This is a genomic window from Mesorhizobium sp. M4B.F.Ca.ET.058.02.1.1 (genome assembly GCF_003952505.1).
Classification (GTDB): Bacteria; Pseudomonadota; Alphaproteobacteria; order Rhizobiales; family Rhizobiaceae; genus Mesorhizobium.
Window position 1 is genome coordinate 6,149,731 of sequence record NZ_CP034450.1, and the last position, 14,112, is coordinate 6,163,842.

At 66.8% G+C, this 14,112-nt stretch carries 11 protein-coding genes and 1 pseudogene; 9 read left to right on the forward strand and 3 right to left on the reverse strand.

The features are described 5' to 3' along the window. The 3 genes from EJ073_RS30030 to EJ073_RS30040 all read left to right on the forward strand — a co-directional run bounded on the left by EJ073_RS30030 (position 1) and on the right by EJ073_RS30040 (position 2,607). Complete coding sequence (locus EJ073_RS30030) at positions 1–789, forward strand: SDR family oxidoreductase (RefSeq protein WP_126058814.1); 789 nt, start codon at positions 1–3, stop codon at positions 787–789. Positions 790–822: 33 nt separating this feature from the next. Further along, a complete protein-coding gene (locus EJ073_RS30035) occupies positions 823–2,139 on the forward strand; it encodes an MFS transporter (RefSeq protein ID WP_126058815.1) in 1,317 nt (438 codons plus the stop codon). 81 nt (positions 2,140–2,220) lie between these two features. After that, positions 2,221–2,607 (forward strand): RidA family protein, encoded by a 387-nt coding sequence (locus EJ073_RS30040; RefSeq protein ID WP_126058816.1) that lies wholly within the window; start codon positions 2,221–2,223, stop codon positions 2,605–2,607. A 22-nt stretch (positions 2,608–2,629) separates the two neighbouring features. Here EJ073_RS30040 and EJ073_RS30045 read toward each other — a convergent pair whose 3' ends face one another. Further along, on the reverse strand, positions 2,630–3,148 hold the full coding sequence (locus EJ073_RS30045; protein WP_126058817.1) for a MarR family transcriptional regulator: 519 nt from the start codon (positions 3,146–3,148) through the stop codon (positions 2,630–2,632). Between the two features lie 93 nt (positions 3,149–3,241). Between EJ073_RS30045 and EJ073_RS30050 the strand changes: the two genes are divergently transcribed. Then, positions 3,242–4,708, forward strand: a complete 1,467-nt coding sequence (locus EJ073_RS30050; RefSeq protein ID WP_245455424.1) for an MFS transporter — start codon at positions 3,242–3,244, stop codon at positions 4,706–4,708. Positions 4,709–4,741: 33 nt separating this feature from the next. Here the strand turns inward: EJ073_RS30050 and EJ073_RS30055 are convergent, their stop codons facing one another. Further along, positions 4,742–5,902, reverse strand: a complete 1,161-nt coding sequence (locus EJ073_RS30055) for an FAD-binding oxidoreductase (protein WP_126058818.1) — start codon at positions 5,900–5,902, stop codon at positions 4,742–4,744. 110 nt (positions 5,903–6,012) lie between these two features. On the opposite strand from EJ073_RS30055, the gene EJ073_RS30060 reads away from it, so the two are divergent. From EJ073_RS30060 to EJ073_RS30080, 5 genes and pseudogenes are all read left to right on the forward strand, one after another. Beyond that, positions 6,013–6,918, forward strand: coding sequence for a LysR family transcriptional regulator (locus tag EJ073_RS30060; RefSeq protein WP_126058819.1), 906 nt, complete (start codon positions 6,013–6,015; stop codon positions 6,916–6,918). A 90-nt stretch (positions 6,919–7,008) separates the two neighbouring features. Next, a pseudogene (locus EJ073_RS30065) lies at positions 7,009–9,086 on the forward strand (hydantoinase/oxoprolinase family protein). 4 nt (positions 9,087–9,090) lie between these two features. Beyond that, positions 9,091–11,076 carry a hydantoinase B/oxoprolinase family protein gene (locus EJ073_RS30070; RefSeq protein WP_126058820.1) on the forward strand — a complete coding sequence of 662 codons (1,986 nt, stop codon included), beginning with the start codon at positions 9,091–9,093 and terminating at the stop codon, positions 11,074–11,076. Next, positions 11,073–11,375 carry a (2Fe-2S)-binding protein gene (locus EJ073_RS30075; RefSeq protein WP_126058821.1) on the forward strand — a complete coding sequence of 101 codons (303 nt, stop codon included), beginning with the start codon at positions 11,073–11,075 and terminating at the stop codon, positions 11,373–11,375. Before EJ073_RS30070 ends, EJ073_RS30075 begins: the two co-directional genes overlap by 4 nt. After that, positions 11,372–12,739: an FAD/NAD(P)-binding oxidoreductase gene (locus EJ073_RS30080; RefSeq protein WP_126058822.1), complete on the forward strand. Its 1,368-nt coding sequence runs from the start codon at positions 11,372–11,374 to the stop codon at positions 12,737–12,739. Before EJ073_RS30075 ends, EJ073_RS30080 begins: the two co-directional genes overlap by 4 nt. 39 nt (positions 12,740–12,778) lie before the next feature. Here the strand turns inward: EJ073_RS30080 and EJ073_RS30085 are convergent, their stop codons facing one another. Beyond that, positions 12,779–14,104 (reverse strand): FAD-binding oxidoreductase, encoded by a 1,326-nt coding sequence (locus EJ073_RS30085; protein ID WP_126058823.1) that lies wholly within the window; start codon positions 14,102–14,104, stop codon positions 12,779–12,781. Positions 14,105–14,112 lie beyond the last annotated feature (8 nt).

The window sequence follows — 14,112 nt, forward strand, 5'->3', positions numbered from 1 at the left end:
ATGAACCTCGAACTCGACGACAAGGTCGTCCTGATAACCGGCGGCAGCAAGGGAATAGGGCTGGCTTGCGCGCGCGCCTTCGCGAGGGAAGGTGCCCGCGTGGTGATCGTATCGCGCAGCCAGCAGAACCTGGACGCCGCAAAGGCGAAGCTTGCTGCCGATGGCCTGTCGGCGGCGAGTTTCGCCGCCGATCTGTCGGACGGGCTTGCCGCGAAGCAAATGGTCGCCATCGTCGAGGACCAGGTGGGCCCGATTGCGTCACTGGTCAATTCGGCTGGAGGCGCCAGGCGAGTTCCTCCCGACGAGCTGACGCCAGACAAGTGGCGCATTGCGATGGACGCCAAATTCTTCACCTACATGAACGTCATGGACTATGTCCTGCCTCTGATGGTGCAAAGGCAGGCCGGCACAGTCGTCAACATCGTCGGCACGGGCGGCAAAGTCGCCTCACCCATGCATCTGCCCGGCGGAGCCGCCAACGCAGCACTGATGCTCGCCTCGGCGGGGCTCGCGGCTGCCTGGGGGCCGGCGGGCGTGAGGGTCAACGTGCTCAATCCCGCCGCTACCATGACCGAACGTCTGCAATTGTCGCTCGAAGTGGAATCCAGGATGACCGGCAAGACGCCGGAAGAGCTGCTGCGGCTCAATGAGCAGCGGATACCGCTGCGGCGCTACGCACGGGCCGAAGAAGTGGCCGACGCCGCGCTTTTTCTCGCCAGCGCAAGATCCTCATACGTGACCGGCGCTTCGCTGACCATGGACGGAGGCCTCACACCATTGGTCGTTTAGCGGGCCGTCGCGAGGAAACTACGGGAGGAAGAAATGTTCACTTGGTACAAAGAGTTGACGGAGCGAGAGCGGAACACCTTCTGGGGCTGTTTTGCCGGCTGGGCCGTCGATGCGATGGATGCACAGCTCTTCAGCTTCGTGCTGCCAATTCTCATCGCGGCCTGGGGAATGTCGACGGCACAGGCTGGCTATCTGGCAACGGCAACGTTGCTCTCCGCGGCAATTGGAGGATGGGCCTGCGGCTACCTCGCTGACCGCTTTGGCCGGGCCCGCATCATGCAGCTCACGATCCTGTGGTTCTGCAGCTTCACCTTCCTTGCTGGTTTCGCGCAGGATTTTCAGCAGCTGATGTTCCTGCGCATCCTGCAGGGGCTGGGCTTCGGCGGCGAGTGGGCCGCCGGCGCGGTTCTCATGGGCGAGATCATCCGCGCCGAGCATCGCGGCAAGGCCGTCGGAACGGTCCAGAGCGGCTTCGGCGTTGGATGGAGCGCGGCCGCCATATTGGCAGGATTGGTCCTGGCGTATTTTCCCCAGGACTATGGATGGCGTGTTCTGTTGATGATTGGCGTCCTTCCTGGCCTTCTGGTTCTCTATCTGCGCCGTAAGCTCGAGGAGCCGGAGATCTTCGTCAGAACGCGCGAGCTCGTCGAGAAGACCGGAAATCGTCCGGGATTGGGCGCGATCTTCCAGCCGGAAACATTGCCGACAACGGTGCTCTCGTCGTTGCTTGCATTCGGCGTGATTGGTGTCGGTGGCGCGATCGTCAACTGGCTGCCGACCTTCATGAAGACGGTGCGCGAGCTGTCGCCGGGCGCCTCGGGATATTATGTCTTCGTGGTGACCGGCGGTTCGTTCTTCGGATTCCTGGCGAGCGCATATCTGGCCGATCGCCTGGGCCGGCGGCGGACGTTCCAGCTGTTTCTGCTGTGCTCCTGGTCGATCACCATCGCCTATATGTTCCTGCCGCTCTCGGGTTGGCCGCTGATTGTCCTCGGCGCGCCGTTCGGCTTCTTCACGATCGGAAACTATGCTGCGCTGGGGCCATTCTTCACCGAGCTTTTCCCCTCCGCCATTCGCGCGAGCGGTCAGAGCTTCGCCTATAATTTCGGTAAGGCGGCCGGCGCGGCGGCTGTGTCGATGATCGGGATACTGGCGCAGCATATAGGCCTGGCGGAGGCCATCGGCCTGGTCGCACTGCTGGGCTACAGCATCGCGTTTGCCGCAACCCTCATGCTGCCTGAGACGCGCGGAGTTCAACTGACCTCCAGCTATGAGCCTTCCGCGCTGCGTTCCGATATCGGTGCCGCTTCGCCGCAGGGCCAGACCCCGGCCTTGCGCGCGAGACGATAGCCGTGCGGATGCACACGCGGGCGCCGGGATCGCAAGATACCAATCGTTTCATCGAACACACCTCGCGAGGTCAGCAAAGCGATGCGCAAGAGCATATCGGTAAAGGGACTGAGCCACCGGCATCCAGTTCCCAATGCCTGCCGGATCGGCAGCATGGTGTTTTCGGGAGCGGTTCATGCCGTGAACCCGATCACGCACGATTTGCCGTCCGAAATGGCGGATCAGTCGGCCAACCTATTTGCCAACATGCGTGCCATCATCGAGGCCGCCGGCGGCAGCGTGGAGAACATCGTCAAGGTGGACATCTATCTCCGCGACAGCGGCGACCGGAATGCCGTGAACGAAGAATGGCTGCGAATGTTTCCCAATCCCGAGTCACGGCCGGCACGACATGTTCAACCGCTGCCGCCAGACAGTCCGTTCCTGGTGCAATCAGAATTCATCGCAGTTATCAAGGAAACTTCTTGATCTCGGCACAAGAGCCTGGGGGCTAAATGTCGTGCCGGCGGACCGGGTCTCGCACCGGCTTGTCGCTGACGTTTGGCCGCGTCGCGGTGAGGCCAGCTTCAATAGTCTTGAGAAGCGCGACCGCGGCGTCGAGACCGGCGGTATCGCCTCCGGCGGCGGCGGAGACGGCGGAGCCCCATTCCTTGCGCACCAAGGCATAGTTTTCCGCTCCGCGCCGCGTGCGGTGGACACTCACGCCGCGGCGGTCTTGCGGATCGACATGCCGCTCGATCAGCCCCTTTGTTTCCAGATCTCGCAGCACCGGCGACACATTGGTGCGCTGCAGGCCGGTCGCGGCCGCGATCTGGCTGGGCGTGGCCGAGGCGTGCAGGACGAGGTGGCGCATCACCATGCCCTCCGACTGCGACAGCTGCACGGCGCGCTCGTCGCTGTAGCCCCGGAACTGGATCTCACGCGCAACGATCAGGATGAGGTCGGCCAGGTCGGCCCAGCGGACCGTCAAGGGGCGAGCTTTGCGGGCGGTAGAATCGTCTTTGGTCATGGAAGTGGAGTTTACAGACCGCGCGCGAATATGTATATAACCATAATGATTATATAAACATAACTATCGTCATATAAGTATATGGAGACTCCCGTGACCCATCCGACATCTGCCGGTCCTGTCCGGCATTCCGCGCGGTCGATGGCCCGCGCCGGCGGGCTGCATGACCTTGGCGTGCATGTGCTCCTCGCCGGCGCCTTCCTGCCGATCGCCGATTTCTTCATCGTCAATGTGGCGCTGCCGACGATCCAGGCCTCGCTCAAGGCGACGCCGGCGGCGCTTGAGCTGGTGGTGTCGGTGTATGGCGTGGCCTATGCGGCGATGCTGGTGCTGGGCGGCCGGCTCGGCGACCGTTTCGGCCGCCACAGAGTGTTTCTCGCAGGGCTTGCCGGCTTTATCCTGGCGTCGCTCGCCTGCGGCTTGGCGCCGACCATCAATGCGCTGATCGCGGCCCGGCTGCTCCAGGGCGCGACGGCGGCGATGCTGGTGCCGCAGGTGCTGGCGACCTTCCAGGCGACCTTGCCGGGAGAGCGCAAGACAAGGGCGATCGCGCTTTACGGCGCGACCTCGGGCATTGCCGCGATTGTCGGCCAGCTCGCCGGCGGGCTGCTGGTCAGCGCCGACCTGTTCGGCACCTCCTGGCGGCCGATCTTTCTCGTCAACATCCCGCTCGGCATCATCGTCTTCTTCGCTTCCCGGCTGGTCGTGCCGGCCAACCGCTCGCCGCATCCGGCCGGCATCGACCTGCCCGGCACCGTGCTGTTCGCGGCGACGTTGACGGCCCTGCTGGTGCCGCTGACCGAAGGCCATTCGCTCGGCTGGCCGGCTTGGACCAAGGCGATGCTGGCCGCCGCCGTGATGCTCGCAATGCTCACCGCCATGATCGAGAAGGCCACGGAAGCGCGGGGCGTGGTGCCGCTTCTGCCGCCCTCGCTGCTCAGCCTGCCCTCGATGGCGCGCGGGCTTGCCATGGTCACCGTGTTCAGCGTCGGCTTTGGCGCCTTCATGTTCGTCTTCGCGCTCACCGTCCAGAACGGGCTCGGCGCCAACGCGCTGCAAAGCGGATTGGCCATCCTGCCGATGGCAATCATGTTCTTCATAGGCTCGGTGGTTAGCCCGCGCGTGATCGGGCGCTTCGGCCGCGCCGCGCTGGCGGCGGGCGGCATCGTCCAGGCGCTCGGCCTGGGATTGCTGATCGGCATCACGCTAGCCGGCTGGCCGAGGGTCAGCCTGGTTGAACTGGCGCCGGCCCTGGTGCTGATCGGCGCCGGCCAGTCGATGCTGTTTTCAGGCCTGTTCCGCGCCGTTCTGGGCGACGTTCCCTCCCATCTTGCCGGCGTCGGCAGCGGTGTGCTGATCACGCTGCAGCAGTCCGGCCTGGCGCTCGGCGTCGCGACGCTCGGCACGCTCTATCTGGCGTTGGAACCAACGGGCATCGCGCAGGCCTTCGCCACCGTCATCGCCAGCCAGCTTCTGATCATTGTTGCGCTGGTGCTGTGCATCGGGCTGCTGCCTCGGTTCAACAAGCACCAAGGACATGCTCAGCCAGTGGAGCTGTGACCCTAAAACAGCGTCGAAGCCGCTACCGTCCGCTCAGGCTGCAGGGCAATCGGTGGTCGTCGATTCCTTGCTGCTTCTCCAGGCGCGGCTGAAGCGGTCGACTCTGAAATCGTCCAGCGGCGTTTCGCAACGGCCGGTCGTGATGAGTTCGGCCATGGCGTCGCCGACGCCCGGACCGAGTTGGAAGCCGTGTCCGCAGAAGCCGAAGGCGTGGAACAGGCCCGGCGTCGTCGCCGAGCATCCCATGACCGGCAGCATATCCCGCACATAGCCCTCGCAGCCGGACCAGGTGCGGATGACCGCGACCTTTGCGATTGCCGGCAGTAGCCGTGCGACGGCGCGCAACTGTAACGGCAGGCGCATGGGGTCGGCTTTTGCATGGCCGGGTTCGAGGTCCACCGGCGCCCTTTCGGCCGCGCCGCCGAAGACGATGTTGCCGCGCTCGACCTGGCGCAGATAGGCGCCGTACTCCTTGTCGCGGGTCCAGATGCCGACTACGGGGAGAATTCTGTGCGGCAGCGGCTCGGTCACGCCCATCTGCGGGCCGCGGGCGTCGAGCGGGACCTCTTCGCCGAACTGCGCGGCGATGCGCGCGCCCCAGGCGCCGGCGGCATTCAGCAAACACTCGGCGGCGAACGCCCCTTTTGAACTGGCGACGACGAAGCCGGAGCCATTGCTGCTGATCCTCTCGACCTCGGCTTCCTCGATGATTTCCGCGCCCAGCCCGCGGGCTGCCTCGGCAAAGGCTGGCGCGATCAGCCGCGGATTGCCACTGCCGTCCCGCGGCGAGAACGACGCCGCGATCGCGTCGTGGCCGAGGCCGGGAAAGCGGGCACGGATCTGGCGCGGGGTCAGTTCCTCCAGATCGAGCCCCCAGGGCCGCGCGGCTTGAGCATAGGCCCGCATGTCGGCGAGACCGCCCTTATCGAAGATCAGCCGGAGGTGTCCGGTGGCGCGGAACTCCACGTCACGGCCAAGCATCCTATCGGCCTCGCCCCAGAGCCTGAGCGAGCGGTGGGCCAGCGGCAGCTGGGACAGATGGCGCCCGCTGCGGCGGATGTTGCCGAAGGAGGCGACGGTTGCCCCGGTGCCGATTCGGTTGCGCTCGATCAGCGTCACGCGCGCGCCGCGCCTGGCCAGGAAATAGGCCGAAGCCGTCCCCATCAGGCCGCCGCCCAGCACGATCACATCCATAGCGGCCCCTTGCAAACAGTGCCCGAATTCTGACGGATCTTGTCGGCGCCGCGCCGATGCGTCAAAGATGGGTTTGGACGCAAACCATAAGCTTGACCTATGGAGTGGCAATGCGGGCGCGGCAGCTCGAAGTGTTCATCGCAGTCATGCGCGCCGGCACCGTGACCGCCGCGGCGCGGATGCTGAACATCTCCCAGCCTGCGCTCAGCCAGATCCTGCTCCACACCGAGGACGAACTTGGCTTCACGCTGTTCGAGCGCGTCAAGGGACGGCTGCGGCCGACGCCGGACGCGCTTGAGATTTTCGCCGATGCCGAAAGGCTGTCGGCGGGGCTGGAGGGCCTGCGGCGCAAGACCACCGACCTGCGCCTGGGTCGGGCTGGCCTCGTACGTGTCGCGGCCTCGCCGCCGCCGGCCATGGCGATATTGCCGCGCGCTTTCACCAGTTTCGGCGCGCAGCATCCAGGCATTCTGCTGCGTTCCCACATGGCGCCGATCGCAGCCATCGTCGACATGCTGCGCGCCGGCGACGCCAGCCTGGGCGTCGCCTTGGACGACCGCCTGCCTCCCGATATCGAGGCGGAGGTGATCGGCAGTGTAGGCTTCGCCTGCCTGCTGCCGGCCGGGCATCCGTTGGCCAGGAAAACCGAGTTGACGCTCGCCGATCTTGCCGGAGAGGAGCTGATATCCTATCGCGGAAACACCCGTCCGGCAGACGAACTCGCCCACGCATCCCGCGCGCAGGGCGTGGCGCTTTCGCCCTCGCTCGAGATCGACGTCTCCATCTCCGCCGTCGGCTTCGTCCAGGCTGGTCTCGGCATCGCACTCGTCGACGCCCTGCTGCCTTGGCAGCAGTTTGCCGGGCTTGCCGTCAGGCCGCTGGCGGCGGGGCCGGAATTTCCGATCGCGCTGCTCACCTCGCGCACACGCGCCCTTGCACGGGCCGATGAGATGATGCGCGACCAGATCCGCGCCGCTTGCTCCGCCGTTCTGGGCGGCGGCAGGGCAAAGGCATAAGCAAGCCTTATATGTTTGCCCATCTTCCATCTTGGACCCGGACCGGCCAGCCGTGCCAGCTTTCTGCAGGCAGACAGGAAGGGACGAACCATGGATGGGGTCATCATTGGGGATGAGGCGCAAGGCGGAGCCGACTGGAAGGTCGGCGTCGATATCGGCGGGACATTCATCGATTTCTGCGCGCTCGAAGCAAACTCCGGACGCGTCGCCTCGCTGAAAGTGCTGACGACGCCGGAGGACCCGGGCGCCGAGCTGATGACGGGTCTCACCCTTCTGGGCGAACGCGAAGGTTTCGATCCGACCCATATGACGCGCTTCGTGCACGGCACGACTGTCGGCATCAACACCATCATCCAGCGCAAGGGCGCGCCACTGGCGCTGTTCACCAATGCCGGCTTCGAGGACGTCATCGAGCTGGCGCGGCTTCGCATGCCGGACATGTATTCGCTGTTCTGCGCGCGGCCGGATCCGCTGATCCCGCGCGACATGGTGTTCGGCATTCCGGCCCGCATGCGTGCCGATGGAAGCGAATCCGAGGCACCGGACATGGCGGCGGTGGAGCGTGCGGTGACGGCGGCAAAAGCGAACGGGGCGCAGGGGATTATCGTGTCCTTCCTCCATGCCTGGCGCAACTCCGCGCAGGAAGCCTCGGTGAAGGCGGCGATCACCCGTCTTGCGTTCGACCTGTTCGTCTTCACCTCGGCCGAGGTTTGGCCGGTCATCCGCGAATATGAGCGCAGCTCGACCGCCATCCTCAACGGCTATGTTCATCCACGCGTCTCTGGCTACCTGACGGCGCTGGAAGAGCGGCTGAAGCGTCGTGGCGTGCCGGCCCGGCCGATGCTGACCAAGTCGAATGGCGGGCTCATGAACGCCGCCGAAGGCAAGCGCGCCTGCGTCAACATGCTTTTGTCGGGAACGGCCTCAGGCGTCATCGGCGCCTCGTGGCTGGCGCGCCAGGGGGCGAAGACAAGGTGCTGACCCTCGACATCGGCGGCACCTCGGCCGACTTCGCGCTGATCATCGGCGGCGAGGCGCAGTTCGGCACCGGCGAGCTGATCGGCGAATTTCCGCTCCACATCCCCTCCGTGTCGGTGAGCTCGATCGGCGTCGGCGGCGGCTCGATCGCCAGCGTCGATGCGCAGGGCGTGCTGCGCGTCGGACCGGAATCGGCGGGTTCGACGCCGGGGCCGGCATGCTACGGCCGTGGCGGCACGCAGGCGACGGTCACGGACGCCATGGTGGTGTGCGGATGGCTCGGTCACAGCGAGATGGCCTATGGCCAGCTCCGGATCGATACCGGGCTGGCGCATAGCGCGGTCGGCGAGCTTGCCGCCCGGCTCGGCCGCCCGGTCGAGCAGACCGCGCAGGCGATCCTCGACATCGCGGTGTCGGAGATGTTCGTCGAGGTCGAAAAGCTGGCCTCGCGCGCCGGCGTCGACCTGCGAGAATTCACGCTCATGCCCTTCGGCGGCGGCGGCCCGATGCTCGGCGCCTTCCTTGCCCGCGAACTCGGCATGAAACGTGTCATGGCGCCGCGCCGCCCCGGCGTGGTGTCGGCGCTGGGCGGGCTGGTGGCGGACCTGCGCGGGGATTTCATACGCACCATCTTCAGCCCGCTGACGGCTGCGTCGCTCCCCGAGATTCGCGAGGCCTTCGATGCTCTCGCGCAAGAGGGGCGTGACTGGCTCGCGGCGCAGGGGCACGACGCGGCGGCTGAGCTCACTCTCTCCTGCGACATGCGCTATCTCGGCCAGAGCTATGAGATCGAGGTCGTCCTTTCACCGCAATGGCTGGCGGGCGCCAACCCGGAGGCAATCAAGCAGGCCTTCCACCGCACTCATGAGCAGCTCTACGATTTTCACGACCCCGTGGGCGAGATCGAGCTTGTGAACGTGCGGCTGTCCGCCATAGGCGCGGGGCCGAAACTCTCCTTCCCGGAGACAGACGAGATCGGCGCCGCCGCCATCCCGGCGCGCCGGCTCCCTGTCTACACCGGCGTGAGCGTCGAGACCGTCGACCTCCACCAGCGGCAGACCCTGGTGCCGGGCAGCACCTTCCGAGGGCCTGCCGTGGTCGTGCAGGAAGACACCACCTTCGCCATTCCCGCGGGAGCGCAGGCGCGCGTCGACCGCCACCTCAACCTTCTGCTGACCTTCGCGGAGTGACGCCATGTTTGACCGGACAAACCTTCAGGTTCTGGCGAACCACGCCCGCGCGGCCGCCGAAAACATGGCCCACACGCTGCACCGCACCGCGCACTCCGCCTTCGTCAAGGAGACGCAGGATTTCACCGTGATGCTGATGGACTGTGCGGGGGCGACCTTCGCCGTGCCGATGGAACTCGGCGCCACGTGGTATCCCGGACTTTCCTACCACCGCGCGATCGCGATGGTCGACGACTACCGACCTGGAGACGTCGCCTTCACCAACGATCCCTATTCGGGCCATGTCGCCACGCACGCACCCGACACGCATCTGTGGAAGCCGGTCTTCGTCGACGGCGAGATCGTCGCCTGGACCGGAGGTCACATCCACAACACCGACATGGGCGGGGCGGTGCCGGCTTCGCTCAGCCGGGCGCTGACCGAGATCCATCAGGAAGGCATCCGCTTCCCGCCGATGAAACTGGTGCGGGAGGGCGTCTTCGACGAGACGATCCTGCGCATCATGAGCACCAATGTGCGCAAGCCCGACCTCAACATCGGCGACATCAAGGCGCTTGTCGGCGCGCTCAACACCGGCGAGCGCAAGATCCAGGCAATGGTGCGGAAGTTCGGCAAGGCCGGCTTCATCGAAGGGGTTGCCGCGCTTCTCGATCATGCCGAGGCGCAGGCGCGCGACGTGCTGCGCGCCATGCCCGACGGCACCTGGGAATTCGCCGATTACGCCGACGAGGATTCGGTCGAGGCCAATCCCTGCCGGCTGAAGCTGACGCTGACGATCAAGGGCGACGAGGCGGTGCTCGACTTCACCGGCTCCGATCCGCAGTTGGGCTCCTCGCTCAACGTGCCTTCAGGTGGCGACCCGCGCCACACCATGCTGCTGGTCGGCGTCTACTACGTGCTCTACACGCTCAACCCGAAGATCCTGCTCAACACCGGCCTTACCCGGCCGTTCACCTGCATCACTCCCGAGGGATCGGTGCTGAACCCGGTCCACCCCGCAGCCGTCGGCATGCGCTCGCTCACCTGCGCCCGACTGCGCTCGGTCATCTTCGGCGCCTTCTCGCAAGCAGTGCCCGAGCGCCTGCCCGCGGCGCCGGCCGGCAACAACTGCATCGTCAACGTCATGACTGTCGACGAGCGCAGCAGCCGGACGGTCATCGCCGCGGTTAACCCGGTGGTCGGTGGCGGCGGTGCGATGCCGCATCGCGATGGGACCAACGGATCGGGCGCCGATGCCGCCTATCTCAAGAACACGCCGATCGAAATCACCGAGACCGAGACCCCGGTCGAATTCGTGAAATACGGGCTCGCCAGGGACAGCGGCGGGGCGGGCCGCTGGCGCGGCGGGCTGGCGACCGAGATGGCCTTCCGCGTCTTCGCGCCCGACTCCAGGATCACGGCGCGCAACCGCGACCGCAGTTTTTTCCGTCCCTGGGGCGTGCTCGGCGGTAAGGCGGCCGGCCTGTCGGACATGGTCGTCAATCCGGGGACCGAGCACGAGCGGCGGCTGGGCAACATCGACACCGCGGTGCTGCAGCCCGGCGACCTGCTCGATATCCGCTCCGCCGGAGGCGGCGGGCGCGGCGATCCGCATCTGCGCGAACCCTGGCGGGTCGCACAGGACGTTCGGCGCGGCTATGTTTCGGAGGCATCGGCGGAGCGCGACTATGGCGTCGTCCTACGCGACGGCGAGGTCGACGAGCAGGCGACGGAAAGGCTACGCGCGCGGCACAAGCCGTCCGCTGGCCATTTCCATTTCGGTCCAGAGCGCGACGGCTACGAAGCGCAATGGACCCCTGCGGCATACGACCGGCTCACCGCCATACTGAGGGACCTGCCGATCCACTGGCGGTTCTTCGCCAAGACCGAGATCTTCCGCCGCATGAGAGGGCGCTCCGGGCCGGAGGGCGTGCAGGCGGCCTTCGATGCGGCGTGCGAACGGTTCCCCGAACTGCCGCGTCCTCGCCCGGTGCGAGAGGCCGCTGAATGATCAGCGCCGGCCGCATCGTCCGGCTGGCCGAGCGCGACCGGGTAGAGGTGAATTTCTTCCTCGATGGCGAGATGCGCAGCGCGCTGGCCGGCGATACGCTGCTGACCGCCATGCTGGCGTCGGGACAAGCCTTACGAAAGTCCGAGTTCGGGCCTGAACCCCGCGCGGGCTTCTGCCTGATGGGAGCCTGCCAGGATTGTTGGGTCTGGCAGGAAGAGGGGCCGCGCCTGCGCGCGTGCACAACCCCTATCGATGAGGGCATGCGGCTGCGCACGACGCCGCCGGAGAGCTGGCCGTGAGTGACGCTTCATCGCCGAAGATCGTGATCGTCGGCGCCGGTCCGGCTGGCATAAGGGCCGCGGCGGTGCTGGTCGAGGCCGGGCTGCACCCGATGGTGATCGACGAAGGCAATCGCGCCGGCGGTCAGATCTATCGTCGCCCACCGGACGGATTCGTCCGCACGCCGGGGCAGCTCTATGGCTCGGAGGCGGCGAAGGCGCGCTCGCTGCATGAACTGTTCGACCGGTTGGCCAAGGAGGGGCGCCTTACCCATTGCGCAGCGAGTTCGGTCATCGCCGCGCAGGAGGGACGGCTGCACGTGCTGGGGGAGGACGGCGTGCAGCTAGTCAACTATGACCGCCTGATCCTTGCCACCGGCGCATCCGATCGCGTCGCCCCGGTCCCCGGCTGGCAGAGCGCCGGTGTCTACAGCCTCGGCGCGGCGCAGATCGCGCTCAAGGCGCAGGGCGTGGCGCTTGGGCGGCGGATCGTCCTGATGGGATCGGGGCCTTTGCTGACGCTGGTCGGCGCCCAACTCGTCAAGGCTGGAGCGGATGTGGTGGCGGTGCTGGATACATCATCCTGGCGCCAGCAGATGCGGGGATTCCGGGGGCTCGCCGCCCGGCCGCTGGTCGCGCTGCGCGGCCTGGCGCTGCGGGCGAGGCTCGGCGACCGTTACCATGCGGGCGTGACCCTCGAGCTGATCGAGGTCGACGAACAAGGTGTCACCGCGATGCGCTGGCGCGACACCGGCGGCCGCGAACGCGTCACCCCGTGCGACATGATCGGCATGGGTTGGCACTTGCGGGCGGAGACGCATCTCGCGGACCTTGCGGGATGCGCCTTCGCCTATGACGAACAGTGGCGGCAATGGCTGCCGAAGACCGACGAGATGGGTCGCGCCGGGAATGGCGTCTACCTTGCGGGCGATGGGGTTCGGCTCCTGGGGGCGGACGGCGCGGAGATTGCCGGGCGCCTTGCGGCGGTGGCGTGCCTTGCCGATCTCGGGCAATCGGCGCCGTCAGCCAACGCCGATCTGCGCAAGCTCGCGCGGCTCGAGCGCTTCGCGCGCGGTCTGGCCCGCGCCTTTCCCTGGCCGGAGGCAATGGCGCGGGTGTTCCCTGACGACGCGATTGTTTGCCGCTGCGAGAACGTGACTGCAGGAGACATACGCCAGGGCGTGGGTTTCGGCGGCGGTGAGGCCAACAGGGTGAAATCGCTGTCGCGCGTTGGCATGGGGCGCTGCCAGGGGCGCTACTGCCAGTTGGCTGCCGTCGAGCTTGTTGCGGCACAGGCCGGCTGCACGCCCGGCGCCGTCGGCCGGTTTCGCGGACAGGCGCCTGTCCGACCGGCGCCTATTGGCGCTCTTCTGCGGAACGGCTGACGCAATTGGGGATGCCGCGCATTGATGAGGGGTCAAATCCTAGAAATCGGCAACCTTGCCCCAGGCCGAGGCTTCGAAGCGGCGCGGATGGTAGGATGTAGGATCGACGATCGGTTCCGACCCGGTCACCAGATCGGCGACGAGATGACCGGCGCCGGGCCCGATGCCAAAACCGTGTCCCGAAAATCCGGCGGCGAGGAAGAAGCCCGCAATGCTATCGATCTCGCCGATGGCGGGCACGCCGTCCGGCGTGCTGTCGATGTAGCCGGCCCAGGCAGCGCTGATCTTCGTCTTTCTGAGGTCGGGCAGAAGTTCAAGCGCACGGGCATGGGTCAGACGGATGGTGGCCCGGTCCGGAGCCGGATCGAGGATGCGCATGCGCTCCATCGGCGTCGGCTGGTCGAGCCGCCAGCGCTGCAGCGTTTCGTGCCCCGAGCGCACACCTTGCAGTCCGCCAGGCGCGAGGCTGCGCCACCGTTTCAGAAACATGGGCAGGAACTGCGACGAGAAGCGCAACTGCTGCGGCGTCACGTCGACGCGACCGCGCCCGCTGATGGCAAGCGTGTAGCCGCCGTCGCCGCGACGCGTGGCCGAGATCCTCGCCGTGTGCAGCGCATCCGGCAGGCCTTCGGCGCCGGGCGAGACGGACAGGATGGAGGAACGGATCGACGCCTGCGGAAAGCGGAAACCGAACTGCCGGCAAAAGGACGACGCCCAGGCGCCGCCGGCCATGACCGCCACTTTCGTGCGGATCGTTCCGCTCTCGGTGACCACGCCGCTCAGGCGTCCGCCCTCGGTCTCGATGCCTCGCGCGGCGCAATTCTGGTGCACGCTGCCGCCGAGCTTGAGGATGGCGCGGGCGACCGCGGGCGCGGCCCGCGACGGGTCGGCGGTGCCGTCGCTCGGCGAGAAAACGCCGCCCTTCCAGGTCCGGCCCGTGGCGCCGCCCCGCTCGCTGGCCTCGGCGCTGTCGAGCATATGGGTGGTCACGCCGGCCGTCCTGGCGAAATCGCGCCAGCGCGCCCAGCCGGCCAGTTCCGCCTCGTCATTGCTGAGATAAAGCAGGCCGCAGCGGCGAAAGCCGGTGTCTTCGCCGGTCGCCGCCGCGAAGCTGCCCCACAGATCGAGGCTGCGGGTCGCCATCGGCAGTTCGCGGGCGTCGCGGTTCTGCTGGCGGCACCATCCCCAGTTCCTGGAGGATTGCTCGGCGCCGATGCGTCCCTTTTCGACAAGCGCGACCTTCATGCCGCGCCTGGCCAGATAATAGGCCGCGAACACGCCGACGATGCCGCCGCCGATCACCACCACGTCCGCGGATTGCGGCAGTTTGCCAGATGTCTCGATTTGCTGCAGCGGCGCGCGCATGGTCTCTC

Excerpts from the sequence above, each read along its gene's own strand:
- EJ073_RS30055 (WP_126058818.1), bottom strand. The coding sequence starts at position 5,902 with ATGGATGTGATCGTGCTGGGCGGCGGCCTGATGGGGACGGCTTCGGCC.
- EJ073_RS30045 (WP_126058817.1), bottom strand. The coding sequence starts at position 3,148 with ATGACCAAAGACGATTCTACCGCCCGCAAAGCTCGCCCCTTGACGGTC.
- EJ073_RS30060 (WP_126058819.1), top strand. The coding sequence starts at position 6,013 with ATGCGGGCGCGGCAGCTCGAAGTGTTCATCGCAGTCATGCGCGCCGGC.
- EJ073_RS30035 (WP_126058815.1), top strand. The coding sequence starts at position 823 with ATGTTCACTTGGTACAAAGAGTTGACGGAGCGAGAGCGGAACACCTTC.
- EJ073_RS30070 (WP_126058820.1), top strand. The coding sequence starts at position 9,091 with ATGTTTGACCGGACAAACCTTCAGGTTCTGGCGAACCACGCCCGCGCG.
- EJ073_RS30040 (WP_126058816.1), top strand. The coding sequence starts at position 2,221 with ATGCGCAAGAGCATATCGGTAAAGGGACTGAGCCACCGGCATCCAGTT.
- EJ073_RS30075 (WP_126058821.1), top strand. The coding sequence starts at position 11,073 with ATGATCAGCGCCGGCCGCATCGTCCGGCTGGCCGAGCGCGACCGGGTA.
- EJ073_RS30085 (WP_126058823.1), bottom strand. The coding sequence starts at position 14,104 with ATGCGCGCGCCGCTGCAGCAAATCGAGACATCTGGCAAACTGCCGCAA.
- EJ073_RS30030 (WP_126058814.1), top strand. The coding sequence starts at position 1 with ATGAACCTCGAACTCGACGACAAGGTCGTCCTGATAACCGGCGGCAGC.